Here is a 21,984-nt window from a genome sequence, read left to right on the forward strand (position 1 = left end):
TGCGTCAGTTTTGTGACATTTTTATGAAAAACATCACGCTTCTTCAAGCAATAAGCATAGTGATAAATTTCATGATAATTGCAAAACACAGCAGCCAAGTTTGCGAGACGTCTCGGAAATTTTCCTCATACCTTTTTTTTAGCCGCGACATCCTACGGACAGCGTTTATAATCAGCGCCATTCTCTTTGACTGATTAACCTGCCGTGCGGGAGATTCATGCGCATTATTCATACCTCTGACTGGCATTTAGGCCAGCATTTCTTCACTAAAAGCCGCGCTGCCGAGCATCAGGCATTTCTGCACTGGCTCATTAATCAGATCGAAGAAAATCAGGTAGATGCGCTAATTGTAGCAGGTGATATCTTTGATACTGGATCGCCCCCCAGTTATGCCCGTGAACTGTATAACCGCTTCGTGGTAGAACTCCAACCTACAGGCTGTCAGTTAGTCGTGTTAGGGGGCAATCACGATTCAGTGTCAACACTGAATGAATCACGGGGTTTGCTCTCTTATCTCAATACCACTGTTATTTCGTGCGCCAGCAGCAATCTCGATCAACAAATCATTATTCTAAAAGACCGCCAACATCAACCTGGAGCACTACTGTGCGCGATCCCGTTTTTACGGCCAAGGGACTTAGTCACCAGCCAGGCGGGTGAATCCGGTGGGCAAAAACAACTGGCATTACAAGCCGCGATAGCAGGCCACTACCAGGCACTATATCAGCGAGCGGTTGAACTGCGTACCGAATTGGGTTTGCCGCTGCCCATTATTGCCACCGGGCACCTGACCACTGTTGGCGTCACCACGACAGACTCGGTTCGCGATATTTATATTGGTACACTGGATGCTTTCCCGGCACAGGCATTTCCACCCGCCGATTACATTGCATTGGGCCATATTCATCGCGCCCAGCAGGTGGCTAAAACTGAGCATATTCGTTATAGCGGCTCCCCCATTGCCCTTAGTTTTGATGAATTGAGCAAAGATAAAAGCGTCTATCTGGTGGAATTCCACCAGCAGGCGCTGGCATCGGTTACTCCACTCTTCATCCCACAATTTCAACCGATGCAATTAATTAAAGGGGATTTGGCGCAAATAGAGCAACAACTGGCTAAATTCTCTGAACATCTCGGCTTACCGGTATGGCTGGATATAGAAGTCGCTACCCAAGACTATCTAACTGATATTCAACGCCGCATTCAGGTACTGACCGCAGAGCTACCGGTTGAAATCGTACTATTACGCCGCAGTAAAGAACAACGGAACAACAGTATCGAGCGGCAGGAAAAAGAGACACTCAATGAGCTGACTGTTACCGATGTGTTTGAACGCAGGCTGGCGCTGGAGCCGGACTTAGCCGAACCGCGCCAACAGCGGATGCGTCAAATGTTTAATCAAGTAGTTGATGACATCACGCAAGGGCAAGACGCCACACAGGAGCAGCCTGAATGAGGATTTTAAGCTTACGCCTAAAAAACATTAATTCTCTGCAAGGGGAATGGAAGATAGATTTCAGCGCCGAGCCTTTTGCCAGCAACGGTTTATTCGCTATCACCGGCCCGACAGGCGCAGGTAAAACCACACTGCTGGATGCCATTTGCCTTGCGCTATACCACCAAACACCACGTTTGACTGTCACACCCAGCCAAAATGAATTAATGACACGCCACACAGCGGAGTCACTAGCCGAAGTTGAGTTTGAAGTAAAAGGCATTAGCTATCGCGCATTCTGGAGCCAACGGCGAGCGAAAAACAGCCCAGAAGGTAATTTGCAAGCCCCTAAAGTTGAGCTGGCACTATGCGACAGCGGTAAAATTCTGGCCGATAAAGTGCGTGATAAGCTGGAGATGGTTGCAGCAATCACTGGGCTGGATTTTGGCCGCTTCACTAAATCTATGATGTTGTCGCAGGGGCAGTTCGCGGCTTTTCTCAATGCCGACGCCAATGACCGTGCCGAATTATTAGAAGAACTAACGGGGACGGATATCTACGGGCGGCTATCTGAATATGTCTTTGAGCAACATAAACAGGCCAAGACCAATGTGGATGCCTTACATCAACGGGCCAGTGGCATTGAACTGCTCAATGAAGAACAACGCCTGGCGTTAACGCAACAAATCGATGCCCTCAGCCAACAAGAAAAGCAGCTTGTTTCAGCACAATCAGCGAGTCAAAACCAAATAAACTGGTTAACCGGCTGGCAGAGACAGCAACAGAATCTACAAGAATATCAGCAACAGCAAACAATTATTGAACAAGAATATCAGCAGGCACAACCCGAATTACAACGGCTGGCCCGTAGTGAACCGGCTGAGAAGTTGCGCCCTTTACTGCGTGACTGCTCACTCAGCCAACAGGATGTACAACAGACACAACTGCGTATCACCGCACTGACCCACCAACAGCAACAGCTTCAGAGCCAACTAACCCCCTTAGCTCAAGCGTTGGAACAAGCCAATACCGCGCGCCAACAACAGGCGGCCAGGCAGCATGAACAAGAAACACTGATTGAGCAAAAAGTGGTACCGCTGGATAACCTTATCGCGCAACAGCAGCACTCATTAGCGCAATTTGCCGCGCAATTGCAGCAATTACGCGGCAAAGAACAACAAGGTAGACAGCAACTTGAGTTAAATGAGCAGCAGTTGCTAAAAACGTATCAGCGCCTGCAACAATTGGCTGAATATGCACAGCAATATCCCCACCATCAACACTGGGAAAAGTGCCTACCGTTATGGCGCGAACAGTTCCGCCAATTGCACATACAGCACCAGCAGTCAGTGGCTAACGAGCAGCAATTACAGCAGCAAACCGTATTACTGAGCAGCTTGCAACAGCAAGCGACCACACTGAATGAGCAGGATAAACAACAACAAGTGGTGTTGGCACAAGCGACCTTGCAAGCTGGCAGCATCCAGCAGCAATTAACAACACTTGAGCAGCAGCAGCCCTCAACACAACTACGCCAACAACTGGACGAGTTGCAGCAACAGCGAGCGGCTCGGCAACAACTCGCCACATTATCGCCTTTAGCACAACAAGTTCAGATACTGCACGATAAACAGCAGCAACAATTCGCCAACCAGCAGCAGCAATTAAAGCAGCTTGAACAGCAGTTAGAAGAAAAGCGTCAACGCTATAAACATCAAAAACAGCATCAAACTGATCTGGAAACCTTGTGGGAACGCGAAAATCAGATAGTCAGACTGGAAGCGGAAAGAGCCAAACTCCAACCGGGAGATGCCTGCCCACTATGTGGCGCAGTGGAGCACCCCGCGATCACCGAGTATCAGGCGATAAAACCGTCGGAAACAGCCGAACGGCTTGATAAACTGCGCCGCCAGGTTGAACAGCTCGCCACTGAAGGCTCAGAGTTAAATGCTCAGAAAAACAGTATTCAGCAACAGCAACAGCATCTGGAACAAGAGTTACAGCACAGCCGCCAGCAATTGGCCGATTATCAGCAGCGCTGGCAGCTACTGGCACAACCGCTGGCGTTGACATTTGCATTACATGAACATGCAGCATTAATGAATTGGCTGGAACAGCAAGAGCAATCAGAACAACACTGTCAGCAGAAATTGGCTGAATATGAGCGACTCAGCCAGCAATATCAGCAAGCCAAAGATACTCTGGCTCAAGCAGAACAACAGCAGCAAAAACACTTGCAGCAACTGGCATTAATCACTCAGCGCCAGCAAGATACTCAGCAAGCCCAGCAGCAACTACAGTTGCAGCATCAACGCCAACAAGATGATTTAGCGCAGATGCGCCAAGACTTCAATAATAGTCTGGCTGATTTATCGTTATCAGCACCAGAAGCTGACCAGCAACAGAGTTGGCTGGCTCTGCGGGAAGAGGAAAACCAGCGTTGGCAGCAGGATCAGCAAGAACAACAACTGTTGGTGCTGGGGCAAAAAACACTGGAAACACGGATTGAAGAAGAACGTCGCCATTTACAAGAATGTGTTGACCAATTATCGGCACTCACCCAACAGCACCAACAAGCTGAAACCCTATTACAACAACAGCGTCAGCAACGTCAGGCACTGTTTGGTGATACCCGTACTGCCGAGGCTCGCCAGATGTTGCGCCAGCAGCAACAGCAAGCCGAATTGGCACAACAAAATGCGGCAGAAGCCCTGCAACATACTCAGTCCCAACTTAACCGATTAGCGGGGGAACTGGCTGGTTTAGAGCAACAATATCAGCATCATCAGCAACGCGCTGATACAGCCCAAGCTCAATTACAGCAAGCACTGGTGGCCAGCGAGTTCGAGGATGAAACTGCTTTAAACGCCGCACTGTTGGATGAAGAAGAAAGGCAACGTTTGCAGCAATTGAAACAACAATTGAGCGAGCGACAACAACAAGTCCATATCCGCCAGCAGCATGCCAGTGAAGCGCTGGAGCAACTATTACAACAGTGTCCGGCGGGTGTCGATAAGGCGTCTGAATTGGTGGTATTGCAACAACAATCAGAGCAATTGTTGGCACAACTCAAGGCCAATACATTACGGCAAGGCGAGTTACGTAATCAGTTAGAAAGTGACACAGCCCGCCGTAGAAACCAGCACGCACTGTTTGAGCAAATTGAGCACAGTCAGCAACAATATGAAGATTGGAGCTATCTCAATCACTTAATTGGTTCCAAAGAGGGGGATAAATTCCGTAAATTTGCTCAAGGTCTGACACTCGACCATTTAGTCTATCTGGCAAACAACCAACTCAGCCGCCTACATGGTCGCTATTTGTTACAACGCAAAACCAGTGATGCATTGGAGCTACAAGTTGTGGATACCTGGCAGGCGGATGCGATACGTGATACCCGTACATTGTCCGGGGGCGAAAGCTTTTTAGTCAGTTTAGCTCTCGCCTTGGCGCTGTCGGATCTGGTCAGTCACAAAACCAGCATTGACTCTCTGTTTCTTGATGAAGGCTTCGGGACACTCGATGCTGAAACACTGGATACTGCACTGGATGCTCTGGATAGCCTGAATGCGTCAGGCAAAACCATCGGTGTCATCAGCCATGTTGAAGCAATGAAAGACCGGATTCCGGTGCAGATTAAAGTGAAGAAAGTCAACGGGCTGGGTGTTAGCCGCTTAGACAGCGTCTTCCAGGTCAAGTAGGTATAGCAAAACCGCATATTACCTAGCGTTATTAGCAGCAAACGAGCTACAAATCGGTCGGGAACCGATTTGTACAGCAGTTATGCTAACCCGCAGGGTGAGCCTCAAGGATGAGGCTCATTAACCCCGATGAGCTTACTCAGGTAAGTGATTCGGGCGCACGAGAGCCGCTAACAACGCTGTAGTGTCAAGGATGAAAAGTATTACCCAAAATCATTGGCATTACAGCTAGGCAGCAAACGAGCTACAAATCGGTCGGGAACCGATTTGAACAGCATTTATGCTAGCCCGCAGGGTGAGCCTCAAGGATGAGGCTCATTAACCCCGATGAGCTTACTCAGGTAAGTGATTCGGGCGCACGAGAGCCGCTAACAACGCTGTAGTGTCAAGGATGAAGGGTAGGCCACAACCAAGCAGCGCCACGCACACCACTAGAATCACCATGAAGGGCTTTGCGCACCGGGGTCTGACACTCACCGCCAAACACCCATGGGCTGATGAGCGCAGGCAAGGTTGTATATAGCCGATCAACGTTGCTCATGCCACCTCCTAATACCACCACATCTGGGTCAAACAGGTTAATGACATGGGCTAACGACTTAGCAAAGCGTTGTTCATAATGACTCATTGCTTGCTCCGCTATGGCATCACCCTGTGCGACTAAGGCGATAATTTCATGGCCTTTAAGCTGTTTGCCACTCATACGAAAATAGTCGGTCGCAAAGCCGGTGCCGGAGACAAAGGTCTCGATGCACCCTTTTTTACCACAATAGCAGGCGACTTCCTGTTGATATTGCCGCTCTTCCTCATTTTGCCACGGTAAAGGGTTATGGCCCCATTCACCGGCAATGCCATTGCCACCTGCATGTACCCGGCCACCAATAGCAATACCAGAGCCACAGCCAGTACCAATAATGGCAGCAAATACCAGATGTTTCCCAGCCCCCGCGCCATCGGTAGCCTCAGACACAGCCAGGCAGTTAGCATCATTTGCCAACCGAACTGGGCGGGAGAGTAGCTCTGATAAATCCTTATCTAGCATTTGACCATTCAGCCACACCGAATTGGCATTTTTTACTTTGCCTGTAAACGGAGAGAGAGTCCCTGGGATACCCACGCCCACACTCCCCTGCTGACCCGTCGCCTGCTCCGCGTCGGCCACTAACGTTGCAATCGCCTGCAAGGTGTTCTGATAATCGTGGCGGGGTGTATCAACCCGTTTACGAAACAACTCCTGCCCGTCGTTGGCCAATGCAATGACCTCTATTTTGGTGCCCCCCAGATCTATACCAATGCGCATAGCGCTTTACCTCATTGACAGGATGATTTGCTGTTGGTGATAACCGGTTTTATCAAAAAATAAGGCCCAGTTTGCCAAAAACGTGACGACAATAAAAACTTTCTCCTTTCAGTTTGGACAATACACCCCAGTGACACAATCTTTGTCACCCGCTATTTTGCATTCGGTCATGTTTGAATTTATACGGATTAAAATAGCGCTCAGCAGATAAGCGGTCGGCTCTGTTTTTTTCTTATTCTTTTTACTAGGGGCCGAGGCGTCAATTCGTTATCATGCCGCCCTGCGTTTGATTAACTCGCGCGCTCCAGGCGCGCCCGAGCCAGGGATAACACTATGCTGTGGTTTAAGAATTTAATGGTTTACCGTTTGAGCCGGGAAGTTTCGCTATCTGCGGATGAAATGGAGAAACAGTTAAGCGCCCTCAGTTTCACGCCATGTGGCAGTCAGGATATGGCTAAAACGGGTTGGGTATCACCAATGGGGTCACATAGCGATGCATTAACCCATACGGTTAATGGCCAGATCGTCATTTGCGCCCGCAAAGAAGAAAAAATCTTGCCCTCACCAGTGATTAAGCAAGAGTTGCAGGCAAAAATTGAGCGCCTGGAAGGTGAACAGCATCGCAAACTGAAAAAAACCGAAAAAGACTCATTAAAAGATGAAGTTCTGCACAGTTTATTGCCACGGGCATTCAGTCGCTTTAACCAAACCTTTTTGTGGATTGATACCGTCAACGATCTGATTATGGTTGATGCTGCCAGCGCTAAACGGGCTGAAGACACCTTAGCATTGTTGCGTAAAAGTCTGGGTTCTTTGCCAGTCGTGCCACTGACCTTAGAAAATCCTATCGAGCTGACGTTAACCGAGTGGGTGCGTAGTAAAGAATTGCCCGCCGGATTTGCGCTGATGGATGAAGCTGAGTTGAAAGCCATTCTGGAAGACGGCGGCGTGATCCGTTGCAAGAAGCAGGATCTATTCAGTGATGAAATCGCAGTACATATTGAAGCGGGCAAGTTGGTCACTAAACTGGCACTGGATTGGCAGGAACGCGTTCAATTGGTTCTGTCCGATGACGGCTCACTCAAGCGCCTGAAATTCGCTGACACGCTGCGTGAGCAGAACGATGATATTGATCGGGACGATTTTGCTCAGCGCTTCGATGCCGATTTTATTCTGATGACCAGTGAACTGGCCGCCTTAATTAAAAATCTGATTGAAGCCTTGGGTGGCGAGGCTCAACACTAACTTAGGTGCATAACACACCTTAAGCTGATATCGCCCTTTCGTGATGAGAGGGCGAGTATCTGAATTCTTTAGCTCAAATATTTGCACAGATACGAAGATGCTTCAGCAACTTGCAGGTTAAACTCACTTTCCCCTGGGATGTAGAAGGTTTCACCTGGCTTAAAGACTTCCCAGCCAGCCGAACCTGGAATCAGCACTTTTAAGCAGCCGGTGATCACCGTCATTTCTTCCGCTTTAGCCGTACTGAAAGTGTACTCCCCCTTTTCCATCACCCCAACGCTAGCTTGCCCAATGCTGTCACTGTCAAAACCAATAGATTTCACTTTCCCGGTAAAATACTCATTAAATTTCAGCATAGTTTTGTACCCGCGTCTTAATCAAGATTGAGCTTTCATATTAGAGTTTCTATAAACGCTCTGTCACTGATTATTATGGCGAAATGGGATCATAGCCGGATTCACTCCCGAAGTTGCGGAGAAAGCGTACAATTTAGCGGTAAATAGCTGCCATATGGTTGAAAATTAGCCGTAGCAAACACCTTCACAGTTATCATGAAGGTTCATTTATCGAAATAAGAGTGGCATTAGAGGTTGCGTAAGATGTATAGCGCCAGCGAGGTTTCAAAAACTACAATCAATATTGACCAAAATGCTGGCATAAAATTGGTGTGTTGGTGAATAAAGGATTTGAAGGTTCTCATCGGCCCGCCTTGATCGGCCTTGCCTTAAGTGGCATTAATCAACGCAAATGAGTTACGCTGAAATGATTACGTAGGTGATAATTGTACGCTTCGTATAATTATCAGGCAATCAGGTGGGCTAATTATTCATCGGATAAATTGTGCTTACTTTCCCTGCTACTTTACAGTTTCATCAATCAGAAGCTGCAAAATTTGTTCAACAACATCTTGCGGCGGTTGGGTTGCATCCAGTACATAGTGGGCGACTTCTTGATACAGAGCTTCCCGGCTGGCCAGTACATCCTGCATTTCCTCAACGATCGGTTTACCTGTAAGGCTTGGTCGCTGGGCATCTTCCGGGTCTTCGGCTAATCGTTCAGCCAATACATATGCTGATGCGCACAGATAGATAACCTGCCCGTGCTTACGCATAAAGGTACGATTCTCAAGAGCGAGTACCGCACCACCACCGGTCGCAACGACAGTTTTAGGCGCAGTGACAGCCTGTAGAGCCATACTTTCTCGTTGGCGGAAACCCTCCCAGCCTTCGCGAGCGACCACTTCAGCAACACTCAACTGCGAGGTTTGCTGCATAAACAGATCTGTATCGATAAAACGGTATCCCAACGCCTGTGCCAACGCTTTCCCTACCGTTGTCTTACCCGCACCACGCGCGCCTACCATGAAGATAGTCTGTGTCATTACTTGAAAGTCCTTTCGCATCAACTTCTGAGGATAAATTCTCGACATCAAAAAAACCGGCCACTATTGTCGACCAGCTAAATAGGATTAACACTCAGCTCTATGCTGTAGATGCGAATCATACCGATAATTAAAGGTAGTGCAAACTTTACAGCAACGTAAAATTAACGATACACCATTAACCCATTCCACTCTACTGCCAATCTCCCAAGATTACCCCTGCTCCGGTGACAATCAATTTATCTGGGTGCAATAAACAAATTAGGTTTGAAAGACACACTGTAACTGCCATCAAGAGAAACTTCCGATGTTAACTTATAGGCCACACCAGTACGGGATCAATTTACTGTCAGAGCTATCGGGATGGGTGACGAAAAGCCGCCCTTTACCGGAGGTAACATTAAACTACTCATAACGTAAACCTGTCAGTACAACCCACTTATCTATCAGTTCAATTGAATCTTGCATAAACCAACCATCACTTTTCAGGTTTTCGCGTTGGTCACGGTCTTTAGCGCTGGCCGTACTGGCTATGACCTCCACCTGCCTACTCAGAACACCGCATCAAAAGAAGAGATGAGCGTGGTAATCATTATTATCGGTATTTTCAATTGAATGGGGGGAAGGCATTCGAATCAGAGAAAGAAACCGCTGAAAGTCAGGCTCAAGCTTATATTTGATCAATACGATTGGTTTTTTTGCCTGATAATCCTCTGGCAAACCAGAGGCTATTGCGCAAGTAATGTTAGGTGACTATCAAGATAGGGCCACTAGCGAGGTTGGCAAATATACACTAAGGCAGGTGGGAAATTACGCACCACGCGTATTTTCTTCCACGTAAAATAACGAGATAGCAACGGCTCAGAAAGGTGACTGTATTGGAATAATACTAACACCCCGTTGTTGGCTCGTAAGCGCTGCTGAGTTTGCTGCAATATTCTGATACTGATCTTGGTTGGGATCGAGAGCAATGGCAGACAACAAAATACCACATCGTAATTCTGATCCAACTGTTCGGCTGAACGATCAGCTACCTGCAAACGCGGGTCTTTAATCTGGTGCAATGCATGGACAAAGTGTGGCTGAATCTCGTAGGCCTGTAAGTGAGAGTTTGCCGACATGTGTGACAAAATACGCTTGGTCAACACGCCATCAGCAGCCCCTAACTCAGCAATATTAAGGTCTTGGGTCCAATCCACCTGATTCAACATTGCCTGACATAGCCAAGGCGAAGAAGGAGCTAACGTACCAACGGTACGTGGTGAGGCAATAAAGCGCTGTAAATAGGAAAACTGACTTTTAAAATTACGCCGGACAGTGTTTAGCATAGCCTCTCCTCGGAAACCCGAATGAACTACAATAACACCTTATATTTATTAAGAACGCATTAAGATTGCTCTAAGAGTTAATTATTTTTAGCAGATAAATTGATCATAACGACGGGTAATAATGAAATGAACTGGCTTAGGTTAACAATGGCTCACTATTGTTAACCTAAGTGTAGCGTCAGATTAAAAAAATATTGCTACATCAATATAGTATCTAAATATTTCACTCGCGCTAACTTAGCGTGAAACATTACTGATAAATCTCGGCACTGGCGCTGTAATAGCTTGAATCGCCGGGGTTACTCATACCAATGACCCGATAGTGGCTGGCACCATCAGCGCTGGCTTTCGCATTCAGTGCTGACTCTACATCCATGGGTGAACCGCTAACATTAGAAAGAGAAATCACCCCCATACTTTGCAATTTAGTGGCTTGTTCTGAGCTAACTTCTTGCGCGGCCAGAGTGGCGAACGAAGTGGTAGTAATAAGTGCCGCTACGATGACAGGTAATAGTTTCATAATATGCTCCAACTGACGGGTTATATGTAACGTCTATGTGAGATTAATTATGTGCTGACTAACGCAAAGTGACGTAATGCAATGTAAAGAAGCTCAATCATTGTGAGAGTAATAAGGAGAAAATAAAGTAATTTGTGTCATTAGAAAAAGTTATAAATACTTATATGTAGACAGCGATATATTAGTACCGCCGTCTACATTTAGGCTCAATAGATTTCAAAATGCGGGAAACGGCCTGAAAGAGGGCCAGGTTCAGTCACACTTTGCCACAATCATCATAATATCACTGGTAAATGAACCATCAGGTTGGATCTCATAATGCTTAATTACACCATCAGATGCTGATTTTTGTAGCTCACGGATCGCGATAGCAAAATATTGCGGAGTACGCATTCTGGCAATCCAACTACTGAACTCCAAATACAACCGATCCGTGGTGACTTCATTTATCACTAATCCGGCATCAGTTACTCGCGCCAACCATTCACCAGGAGAGTAATTTCGTACATGTGAGGTATCACGTAACACTTCCACGGTCTGCAAATAAATATCCAGCACAGGATGACCGGGGGAAACCACATCCATAAAGATTACCTTTCCACCGGGGCGTAATACACGTTTAACTTCTCGCAACGCTTGGCCGACATCGTGCCAATGATGAGCAGAATAACGGCTGATAACAATATCAAAACTTTGATCATCAAACGGCAATGACTCCGCTAATCCTTGCTGCACGTCAATGTTAGTCAGCTTTTTATCCGTCGCCGCCTGACTGACCACTTGCAGCATCTGTGCTGAAAGATCATAAGAAACCACCGATTTAACGACTGCCGCCGCGGTAAAACTGGCATGTCCGGCACCGCATCCAAGGTCAAGTAAACGGGCATCACTATGAGGTTGCAATAGTGTAGTCAGACGCTGTAAATCTTTGCCTTGAGCATGGACCGCACTGGTCAGATAGGCATTGGCCTGATCGCCAAACTGCCGCTCAACGGCATCTTTATGGCTATTTTGCGTGGTCATTACATCCCCTTTGTGGTTTAACTTTATGATTTACTTTATGTATCTTATTTCCTGCAAAGCGTTAATATGTTTATCTCAAACTAAATCTACTATATACACAAAGTCATTAGAGTTGTAGGCAGGCAGCAAACGCATTCCATAAGATTACGGAATGAGCCTGTGCCGCTAACCTCCTCAGTGCTTCAAATACCAAGGGAATATTATGGTCACACTCAGAGCAATGCATACCGAAGAGCTAAACGACTATCGGAATCTATTTATTACTGAATATGCGCAAGATTTATCAGCTAATAGCGGTTATAGCACCGAGCAAGCATTAGCTCATGCAACGCAAATTTTTGATGGTTACTTACCTGAGGGCGTTAATACTCCCGGCGATCATCTATATTGTATCGAAAATAAGGATAGCGAGAGTGATAATAATGCACTGGTGGGCTATTTATGGTTCGGCCAGGCTAGCAATGACAATGCCGCTTTTATTAAAGATTTCTATGTACTGCCGCACCATCAGCGTAAAGGCTATGGTTCCGCGTGTTTACAGGAATTAGAAAAAATACTGGTTGCTCAGGACATATTTGAGATAAAACTGCGGGTCGCTGCGGATAATCCACAAGCTAAAAGATTGTATGAACAAATGGCATTTGTAGTAACAGGATTTAATATGTCCAAATCACTGGCAAGAAAACCATAAGAATCAACAGACGGCTACGGGGCTGAAAGGTAACAAACAAACAGCGCTTGCATTACTGCAAACGAAAAATAGAAGCCTGAACATCGGACAAACATTTTATCAGGTTGAGGCCTGTAGTGATGATAAAATTGTTGTTCTGATAATTCACAGCGTTAAGGCTTTTTATCCTCGCCCATCTGTTGCAGTTGGTTTTTGTAAGATTTCACTTTCTGGCGTTTCTTCATCCAGATGGAAAACGATACGACAAAAATCCCGCCAGCCAAGGTTAATACACCTAATTCATGCTGATAAAACAGCATCATAACGAAATAGACGGCAGAAATGATTGCCACCCATTTAGCCGAATGACCAATAGAGTTTTTCTCATCAGTCAGACGGCGGATACTCTCTTCTTCGCTAATTCCCATATGCAAACCTCCTTAGTAAGGAGCTTATAATATTGGGGCAGTTGCATGATAATTCAACATATTTTTCAGTTTTTATTTTGTTCAGTCAAGATAGTGCTCGTTGACTATCCCGACTGAATCCATATTCGCTATAAAATAATAATCAGTTCGTATTCACCGCCATCCAGTGCCACTCGCACTCCGTCAGATTGATAGGTGACCATTAAACCATTCAATGTCGCCGAACTGATGCCCTGACAGCGCTGTGCCGGACTTTCAACACGAATAACATACCGCGTGTTGGCCAGACTAACTGTCACCTCAAACCCCGGCCAACTGGCGGGTATGCAAGGATTAATCACCAGTTCCTCGCCTTCACGCCGGATCCCCAAGATACCTTCCATACCCGCACGCTGCATCCAGCCGGCAGAACCGGTATACCACGTCCAGCCGCCGCGCCCAACATGCGGCGCGACCGAATAGACATCGGCGGCTACCACATAGGGTTCGACTTTGTAACGCGCAATCCCCTCAGGGGTTTTGCCATGGTTTATTGGATTAAGTAATGTAAACAGGTCGCGGGCTTTATCCCCTTCCCCCAATTCGGTAAAGGCTAAAATCGCCCACATAGCAGCATGGCTATATTGACCGCCGTTTTCCCGCAAACCTGGAGGATAGCCCTTGATATAACCCGGATCATCTGGCGTTTTGTCAAAAGGTGGTGTGAACAATAATGCCATCCCATCATCGGGGCGAATAAGATGTTGCTCCAGTGACGCCATGGCCTGTACTACTCGTTGCGGATCTGCGGCTCCCGATAGCACCGCCCATGACTGGGCAATCGAGTCAATACGGCACTCCCCGCATACTTTGGAGCCTAGCCAACTGCCATTATCAAAGGTTGCACGGCGATACCAGTCGCCATCCCATGCTTCCCGCTCTAATGCCGCGATTAATCCAGTGAGATGGCCCTGCCACTGTCTGGCCCGTCGAGGGTCACGCTCGCTGGCCAATGGAATAAACATTTTCAGTGTTGCCACCAATAACCACCCCAACCAGACACTCTCCCCTTTTCCCTCTTCACCAACCCGGTTCATACCGTCATTCCAGTCGCCGGTCCCCATCAGCGGTAAACCAAGCTCTCCAGTCAGTTCAATACATTGCTCCAACCCTTTGGCACAATGGTCAAACAGTGAAGCGCTTTCCTGTGCTACCAGTGGCTGGAAGAAAGCATCGTGTTCACCTGGGCGCAATATCGGCCCTTCGAGGAATGGCACGATTTCATCCAGCACTGCGGTATCGCCGCTTGCAAGGATATAGGTGGCGGTGGCAAAAGAGAGCCAAACCCGGTCATCAGAGATGCGAGTGCGCACCCCCTGCCCAGAGTGAGGCAACCACCAGTGCTGTACATCACCTTCGATAAATTGCCGCCCGGCGGCGCGTAGCAGGTGGTGCCTTGTCGTATCCGGTTGAACAAAGGTCAGCGCCATACCGTCCTGTAATTGATCGCGGAAGCCATAAGCACCACTGGCCTGGTAAAACGCCGACCTGGCCCAAACGCGACATGCCAGCGTTTGATAAAGCAGCCAGCCATTGAGCATGATATCCATCTGCCGATCTGGCGTTTTCACCTGGATCGCCCCCAGCAAGGTACGCCAGTAATCGGTGACGTCAGACAACACCGCATCCAAATTTGCCGCACGGTAGCGTGTAATCAATGTTTGTGCCTCACTCACAGAAGCACACTGACCGATAAACCACACCACCTCTACCTGCTCACCGACTGCCAGTTCAATCGTTTGCTGAAGCGCACTACAGGGATCGAACCCGGCACCGGTTGTACCGGAAAGTGGTATTGTTGCCGTGAGCGCTAGCGGCGCGGTGCTATTCCGGTAATGGCCGAGGAACTCGCTACGGTCGGCAGTCCAGCTATTTTGCTGCCCATTCAAGTCAGCGAAGGAAACTCTGCCAGGGAAGGCGGTACTCCACGGATTTCGTGCCAGCATGGCACCGGTTAGCTCGTCCATCTCGGTAATAATGAATGGCCCAGTCGCGCCACGGGAGGTGGCTAGCACCCATTCAGCATAGGCTGTCACTGAGATACGCCGTGGTTTATTCGACATATTGCGCAGCGTCAGGCGGGATATCTTGATAGGGTCGGTCAACGGCACATATTGCACCAGCGCCATGCCAATACCGTTCGCCTGATGCTCAAACCGGCTATAGCCATGACCGTGGCGAGCAATATAAGTGCCACCATCACGGATCGGCTGTGCCGTAGGGCTCCAAAGTAGCCCAGAGTCTTCATCACGCAGATACAGGCATTCGCCAGAAGAATCAATAACAGGGTCGTTGAGCCACGGCGTTATCTGGTTTTCTCGGCTATTTTCAGCCCAGGTATAACCGCTACCGGTTGCCGAAACCTGAAAACCGAAGGTCTGATTGGAAATGACATTGATCCAGGGTGCTGGGGTATTTTCCCCATCATTCAGGCAAGTGATATATTCCTGCCCTTGCAGGCCAAACCCACCCAGACCATTAAAGAACTCGAGGTTTTCAGGTAATGGTAACAAGGTTGCCGTTGGCGAATTAGCCGGTTTGGCCAGTGAGAGACTGGCTTTCTTCTCCACTGTTAATAACTTTTTATCCTGCGCTAGCAGGCGTTTATCTGATATGAATAACTTTTTATCTGAGGCGAACAATTTTTTATCTGATGGGACAACTTTTTTGTCCAGAGTGAATAACAGGTGGTTAAGCTGATTACCTAATGTGCCATAACGGGCAGATAGCACCACCCGCGCAACCGAGCGTAGCAGTGATCGAGTCTCCACACTCATCAGATCAGCACGTAAGGCATAGGCCGAACCTTGTCGTAGCTGATCACCCAAGTGGGGCCGTGATTGGCTACTACGCACGGCAGTTTCGATGGCGATTTGTAAATCTTGCACATAAGAAGACGCCCGCTCATTGATGATAACCAGATCAACCGCCAAACGTTTCATATGCCAGTATTCATGTGCGCGCAGTAACTGACGCACCTGATCTATATCTTCGATGTCATCAATGCGCAGCAGAACTATTGGTAAATCACCTGATATTGATTGAGTCCATAAAGTTGATTGGCTCCCAGCACCGCACATGATAGTCGTTGATGGCGAACGGAAGCGGGCATCGGCATACAGAATAGGTGCGGCCAGTTGCTGAAAATCTGCCGCTTCTTCAGCGTTGATTTCCAGATGGCGCAATTGCACCTGTGCCTGGGTCCAGGCCAGTGTTTTAGCGCGGTCATACGCACTGCGGTCACGGTGTTTATCCACCATATCCAGCAAATCTTCTTTCGATGAAGCGATCAGTGTCCAGAAAGAAACGGTGACAGTTTTACCCGCAGGGATCAGTAGGCTCTGGCGCAGTGAGAATATGGGGTCAAGAACCGTTCCCACGGTATTGGATAGGTCTACATCCACCTGCATTGCCTGCGAGGTCGTCACCCGGTTACCGCGACCGATAAACTTGGCACGATCCGATTCATATTGCAGTTCACGCATAGGCAACCCATCGGTAACCAAGAAATGCGCGGCCCAGACTTGCGGTTCTTGCGCTGTTCTTGGCCGTCGCGTTGCAATTAATGCCCCCAATTCCGCCAGATATTCAGTGACCACAAACATTTTGGCAAATGCCGGATGTGCACTGTCTGTTGAGGCCGCAGTGAGTACCACTTCAGCATACGATGTCAGTTCAATCTCCCGCGCACGCCGGCCCGTGTTAAGTAACGAGATCCGTCGTACTTCGCCATCATCTTCGCTGGAAATCAACACATCCATGGTGCTGGTCAGCGTACCGTCGCGGCAGATAAATTCGGCATGATCCTCACCGAAAATCACCTCGCGATGCGCATTATCACTGGCCGCTAATTGCGCCCCGGCAGACCAACTGCGACCACTGCGTAAGTCGCGCAGGAAAATAAAGGAGCCATAATCATCACAAGTAGCATCTTCCCGCCAGCGAGTGACTGCAACATCCAACCACCGGCTGTAACCGGCCCCCGCGCTGGTTAGCATCACGGCATAACGGCCATTGGATAACAGGTGAGTCACTGGTGCACCGATAACCGGTGAGGACAGGCGACGAACGGTAGGTAATGCACTGTCTGCCAGCGCCGAGAGCAACACTTCCTCGGTGCGAGGATAAGTAATCGCCACATTGCGTGGCATCCGTTCCTGTAACAATAATTCGCAGGCCTGAATCATCGGCTCATGGTGGAAACGGTTGCGCATCCGCCCTTGTAGTAAGGTATTCGCAATGGCAACAATGGTCATCCCCTGATGGTGCGCCATATAGTTGCGTACAATCACCACCTGCTGATTTTCCGGTAAGCGCGAGCGGGTGAAATCCAATGCTTCATAGAAACCATAGCGGCCTAACGCGCCCATCTCCGCCAGTTTTTCATAGTTTTGCAGCGCACCGTGTGGATCAACCATGGCTGCCAGCCCGGTAGCATAAGGCGCGATTACGGTATTTTCTGATAAACCGCGTTTTAACCCCAACCCAGGGACACCGAAGTTAGAATATTGATAAGTAAACTCAATATCACGTGCACTGTACGCTGACTCAGAGATGCCCCAGGGAATATTCAAACTGCGGCCATAGGCCTGTTGCCGTTCAACCACCAGTTGATTAGTTTGTTCCAGCAAACTGCCTGCGGGCGCACGCATCACCAATGATGGCATCAGGTATTCAAACATCGAGCCAGACCATGAAATCAGCGCAGCTCCTTTACCAATGGGAGTTGCCGCTCGTCCCAGACGGAACCAATGGCGGGTAGGTACATCCCCTTTGGCAATAGCAAACAGGCTGGCAAGGCGAGCCTCAGAAGCCAATAAATCGTAGCAACTCGGATCAAGGCTGTTATCCACCAGCGAATAACCAATGGATAACAATTTACGTTCGGGATCGAGTAAGAAGGCAAAATCCATCGTCAGTGCCATATGGCGGGCTTCGGCTGCCAATTTCAGCAACCGATCATTCACCAGCTCTTGCATCTCTTGCGTCAATTGCTGGTCATATTCATGTTCAGCGGCAGCCAGAATCAGTGCTTCAATCCAATAACTTAAGTCAATAAATGCATTATCATCGATAGGACGCGCGACACCATGCACCATCGCGGAGGCTTTTGCCAATAACGACTTCAACGACAGCGGCAACATTTGAGCATCATCCACGCCCTTTAAATCCATACGGATTTGTTCCAACACCGCCCACAACTTACGTTTAAAATCAGCATCACCTGGTGGCAACGCTTTAAAGGAAATTTCAGCCAACAGCAGATTATCCATCAACCCTTTAGCACCGTTAGCCGCTAGCGGTTCTGCCGCCCACTCCTCACAAGTATTGGCTAGCACAATCAAATGCCCGGCCAGGTTACCGCTATCTACGGAAGAAACATAAGCCGGTTCCAGCGCCCGTAAATCCTGTGTGCCATACCAGTTAAAGAAATGTCCTCTGAAACGTGCCAGCTTATGAAAGGTTTCAAAGGTTGTTTCCAGTCGAACCAAGGTGCGAAAAGTACCCGCCCAGCCAAAATCACGAGCAGCCACGGTAGAGAGTAAGTACAGGCCCATATTGGTCGGTGAAGTACGGTGCGCTACCACAGGTTTGGGATCTTCCTGAAAGTTATCAGGCGGCAGCATATTTTCATCTGGCGTAACAAAGGTTTCGAAGAAGCGCCAAGTGCGTCGGGCGATCAGACGCAATTCTGGGATATCTTCAGCCGTGATCGGTTTATGTTGTGCTACCTGATAGAAGCGGCTGGTCCACCAGGCGATGACCGGTGCAAAAAACCATAAAATGGCAAAGGGCAAAATCAGTGGCCAGGCAGCGGGAGAAACCATCAATGCGATGATAACCATCAGCCCTCCCCATAGCGTACCGCCTGCCATATGGCGATAAAATCCTGCGACACCGGAGTGGGGTTTACCGGCAGATTGTGCGGCGGTCGTCCACTCCAGTAAATTGCGATGGGTAATAAACAGGCGAATTAACGTACGGCCAATAGCATCAACCATCTGCCAGGCGTGGTCGGCCAGGAAAGTTAATGATAATAACGTCTGACTGCCTGCCCGCTTAGTATCATCGAGTAAAGAACGTAAATGGTTACTCAACCGAATATTCTGAGCCGGCCATAAGGAGAACAAAATTGGCAGAAAAGAGGGCAGCGCAACCAACATGATAACCAGCAGTACCCCAACCCACGCAGCAGGCATGGGGAGCATCCAACTGCAACCCAACAACATCAGTGCAAAGGGGGCGACCAGCGAGCGGCGCAAGTTATCCACCATTTTCCAGCGGCCTAGCAACGGAACATTCTTACTATCTTTACCGTTTTTGACCACCCAACGCAGTAATTGCCAGTCACCCCGCGTCCAGCGATGCTGACGCTTAGTCACTACGTCATAACGGGCGGGTGACTCTTCAACCACTTCAATATCAGAGGCTAATCCGGCCCGGGCAAAAATCCCCTCAAACAGGTCATGGCTGAGTAAGGCATTTTCCGGCACCCTGCCTGCCAGCGCGGCTTCAAACGCATCAACATCATAAATACCTTTGCCGGTATAAGAGCCTTCGCCAAACATATCCTGATAAACATCTGAAACTGCGGCGGCGTAAGGGTCCATCCCCCCTGGGCCGGAAAACACCCGTTGGTATAACGATCCCCCTTTCCCCATTGGTAATGCCAGCGTCACCCGTGGCTGAAGGATGCCATAACCATCAGTGATCCGCTGTTTGTCAGCACTGAAGCGCGGCTGATTAAGGGGATGTGCCATTTTGCCAATCAAGTGCAAGGCAGCATCGCGAGGAAGACGGGTATCGGCATCCAGCGTAATGACATAGCGCACATCAGTTGGCACCTGTGGCTCACCGGCCGCGGTAGCAATAAATGAGGTGTCCGTTGCACCGCGTAACAGGCGGTTAAGCTCATGCAGCTTACCGCGCTTGCGCTCCCAGCCCATCCAACAGTTTTCATTTTCATTAAACCGCCGCTGACGGTACAGCAACAGGAAACGCGGCCCCGCTGGGCCGGGACCATATTGTTGGTTAAGCCGTGCAATAGCCGCATCAGCCAATGCCAATAACGGACCATCACTTGGGGTAACTTGCTGGTCAGCATCAACCCCATCCAGTAACAGGGCAAAAGTAAGGGAACCGCTAGCCCCGGATAAATGATGGACTTCTAGCTGTTCGACTTGCTCAAGTAAATCGTCTTTACTGGTGAGTAACGTGGGTACCACCACCAATGTACGTAATGCATCAGGCACGCCACCGGCTAATTCCAGCCCAGGTAAAATAGTGGCCCCAAAACTCCAGGTAATAATACGGTTTACCAGAGCTGTCGCTACGTCTGTCGTTGGAATAAATGCGATTAAGGTAAATAATACCAGCCAGCCCACCGCCAGTCCGGGGAAGGAGAGCGCCCACAGCGCCAATGCCAGCAATCCGGCGGTAACCAGAAAAATGGCCCCCATATAACCGCCAACACCAAAGCTGACACTCAAGCGGCTAAACCATAAACGTATTGAAGGACTGAATCTGAGTTGATTCTCCAGTTCACGCCTTCCTGCCCCAATCAAGTGATAACCTGGGTCACGGCAACGTTCGACATTCTCTGGTTCTGCGGTTTCGGCTGTACTCTGCGCAACTTGCAGAGCAAGACCTGCAATTTCAAGTTCAGTGAAGGTGGAACCACGGCATAATTGTTCGATGGCGCTGCGATACAGATTGCGGGTTTGAAAATCCATACTGGCAAAGGTGCTGCCCTGGCGTAAGCATTCATCAACCAGACTCACGCTCTCAAACAAATCAGCCCAATCAATATCCGAGATTAACCGCATACTGGTAATCACATTGCGGACCGAAACATTAGACGAACCCTGCCGTAATTGGGCTCGTTGTACCACTTCACTAATTGATAGCCCTTGTGAGTTAAGACGATCTTCCAGCCAGCCCAACGCTGGCGTTGTGCGCGGATCCTGATCCCGTAACCGCTTTGCCAGTTGAGAGGCAAATTGTTCAGATAATGGCTCACTGGAGCGCACGGCCATATCGGACTCCAACGCCAATTGGCTATCTCCGGCTTCTAATAAGCGATTCGCCAGCGCCTCGGCATCCGAACGGGCTTTACGTCCTTGTGTTATCTGATCGGCCAGACGACGTAAATTCTCTATCAGCACAATACGCAGAGTAATCGCCACGGCCCAAAGTTCGCCGATAGTCAGCGGTTGAACACGCTGATACGCCATAATAAAACGACACAAAACCTCTGGGTCCAGATGGCTGTCAGTGTGTGCCACAAAAGCCCAGGTAATGCCAAATACGCGTGGATAGCCGGCGAAGGGGCCATCGGCCAGTTTCGGTAGTTGGCGGTAATAACCCGGAGGCAAATCATCACGGATCTCGCGAATTTGCTCTTCAACCAGATGATAATTATCCAACAACCACTCAGCCGCAGGAACGACTGCGCGGCCATTCTCCAACTCTGCGGCACTGGCCCGATATGCTGCCAACAAGGTATTGGCGTTATCATTCAGGCGGGCATGCAGAGTAGATACCCGTGGTGGGTGGGTAGTTATCGACTGGGCTTTGGCGAGGCTTTCAGCATGCTCTTCCAAACGCTCCACACTGAATAGTTCTTCTCTTACGGGTGCAGAATCATGCCAGGGGGTCGCTGCGATAGGTGATCCAAAAATAGTTCGTGATCCAAGAATAGCCTTTAGAAATAAGTTCATAGGTACCTTTCTGGTCGGGTGCTCATACAGACTGATGGCAATCTGCATAATGAAAAGTCGGGAATAGCCAGTAAAAGGCGTATCCAAACGGATTGCTCAGGTGAGCTTCCTGAGCCGTGCGAGCCGCGTGATATTGAGCAGAAAACAGCCTTACAGGCAGAATGCTGTCAAAAATGCCGAGTGAAGGTAGAAAG

General features: G+C 48.8%; 12 protein-coding genes and 1 pseudogene. 4 read left to right on the forward strand and 9 right to left on the reverse strand.

The features are described from left to right. Positions 1–217 precede the first annotated feature (217 nt). Positions 218–1,456, forward strand: coding sequence for an exonuclease subunit SbcD (gene sbcD, locus A6J67_RS20950; RefSeq protein ID WP_050073446.1), 1,239 nt, complete (start codon positions 218–220; stop codon positions 1,454–1,456). Next, positions 1,453–5,136, forward strand: coding sequence for an SbcC/MukB-like Walker B domain-containing protein (locus A6J67_RS20955; protein WP_050297412.1), 3,684 nt, complete (start codon positions 1,453–1,455; stop codon positions 5,134–5,136). Before sbcD ends, A6J67_RS20955 begins: the two co-directional genes overlap by 4 nt. A gap of 385 nt (positions 5,137–5,521) precedes the next feature. On the opposite strand, the gene mak is transcribed toward A6J67_RS20955, so the two are convergent. Continuing rightward, the gene (gene mak / locus A6J67_RS20960; protein ID WP_050297411.1) at positions 5,522–6,436 is read right to left on the reverse strand and encodes a fructokinase; all 915 of its coding nucleotides are present in this window, start codon (positions 6,434–6,436) and stop codon (positions 5,522–5,524) included. A gap of 333 nt (positions 6,437–6,769) precedes the next feature. On the opposite strand from mak, the gene rdgC reads away from it, so the two are divergent. Continuing rightward, entirely contained in the window at positions 6,770–7,681 is a 912-nt protein-coding gene (gene rdgC, locus A6J67_RS20965) for a recombination-associated protein RdgC (RefSeq protein WP_005189272.1), read from the forward strand. Between the two features lie 68 nt (positions 7,682–7,749). Here rdgC and ppnP read toward each other — a convergent pair whose 3' ends face one another. The 6 genes and pseudogenes from ppnP to A6J67_RS20995 all read right to left on the reverse strand — a co-directional run bounded on the left by ppnP (position 7,750) and on the right by A6J67_RS20995 (position 11,933). Beyond that, positions 7,750–8,037, reverse strand: coding sequence for a pyrimidine/purine nucleoside phosphorylase (ppnP, locus tag A6J67_RS20970; protein WP_005189270.1), 288 nt, complete (start codon positions 8,035–8,037; stop codon positions 7,750–7,752). 500 nt (positions 8,038–8,537) lie between these two features. Next, a complete protein-coding gene (aroL, locus tag A6J67_RS20975; protein WP_042569268.1) occupies positions 8,538–9,062 on the reverse strand; it encodes a shikimate kinase AroL in 525 nt (174 codons plus the stop codon). Between the two features lie 216 nt (positions 9,063–9,278). After that, positions 9,279–9,593 (reverse strand): annotated as a pseudogene (locus tag A6J67_RS23890) (TonB-dependent receptor domain-containing protein); the annotation flags it as partial. Positions 9,594–9,832: 239 nt separating this feature from the next. Then, a complete protein-coding gene (locus tag A6J67_RS20985; RefSeq protein ID WP_005189258.1) occupies positions 9,833–10,390 on the reverse strand; it encodes a class I SAM-dependent methyltransferase in 558 nt (185 codons plus the stop codon). A gap of 250 nt (positions 10,391–10,640) precedes the next feature. Continuing rightward, positions 10,641–10,910, reverse strand: coding sequence for a YdgH/BhsA/McbA-like domain containing protein (locus A6J67_RS20990; RefSeq protein WP_005189255.1), 270 nt, complete (start codon positions 10,908–10,910; stop codon positions 10,641–10,643). 252 nt (positions 10,911–11,162) lie between these two features. Next, positions 11,163–11,933 (reverse strand): class I SAM-dependent methyltransferase, encoded by a 771-nt coding sequence (locus A6J67_RS20995; RefSeq protein WP_042569267.1) that lies wholly within the window; start codon positions 11,931–11,933, stop codon positions 11,163–11,165. A 202-nt stretch (positions 11,934–12,135) separates the two neighbouring features. Between A6J67_RS20995 and A6J67_RS21000 the strand changes: the two genes are divergently transcribed. Next, on the forward strand, positions 12,136–12,624 hold the full coding sequence (locus tag A6J67_RS21000; protein WP_050297410.1) for a GNAT family N-acetyltransferase: 489 nt from the start codon (positions 12,136–12,138) through the stop codon (positions 12,622–12,624). 152 nt (positions 12,625–12,776) lie between these two features. Here A6J67_RS21000 and A6J67_RS21005 read toward each other — a convergent pair whose 3' ends face one another. Both A6J67_RS21005 and A6J67_RS21010 read right to left on the reverse strand, forming a co-directional pair. Continuing rightward, positions 12,777–13,031 (reverse strand): hypothetical protein, encoded by a 255-nt coding sequence (locus tag A6J67_RS21005; protein ID WP_005189247.1) that lies wholly within the window; start codon positions 13,029–13,031, stop codon positions 12,777–12,779. A gap of 128 nt (positions 13,032–13,159) precedes the next feature. Then, a complete protein-coding gene (locus A6J67_RS21010; protein WP_050297443.1) occupies positions 13,160–21,790 on the reverse strand; it encodes a GH36-type glycosyl hydrolase domain-containing protein in 8,631 nt (2,876 codons plus the stop codon). Positions 21,791–21,984: the final 194 nt, after the last annotated feature.

Source organism: Yersinia sp. FDAARGOS_228, assembly GCF_002073315.2.
GTDB lineage: Bacteria > Pseudomonadota > Gammaproteobacteria > Enterobacterales > Enterobacteriaceae > Yersinia > Yersinia intermedia.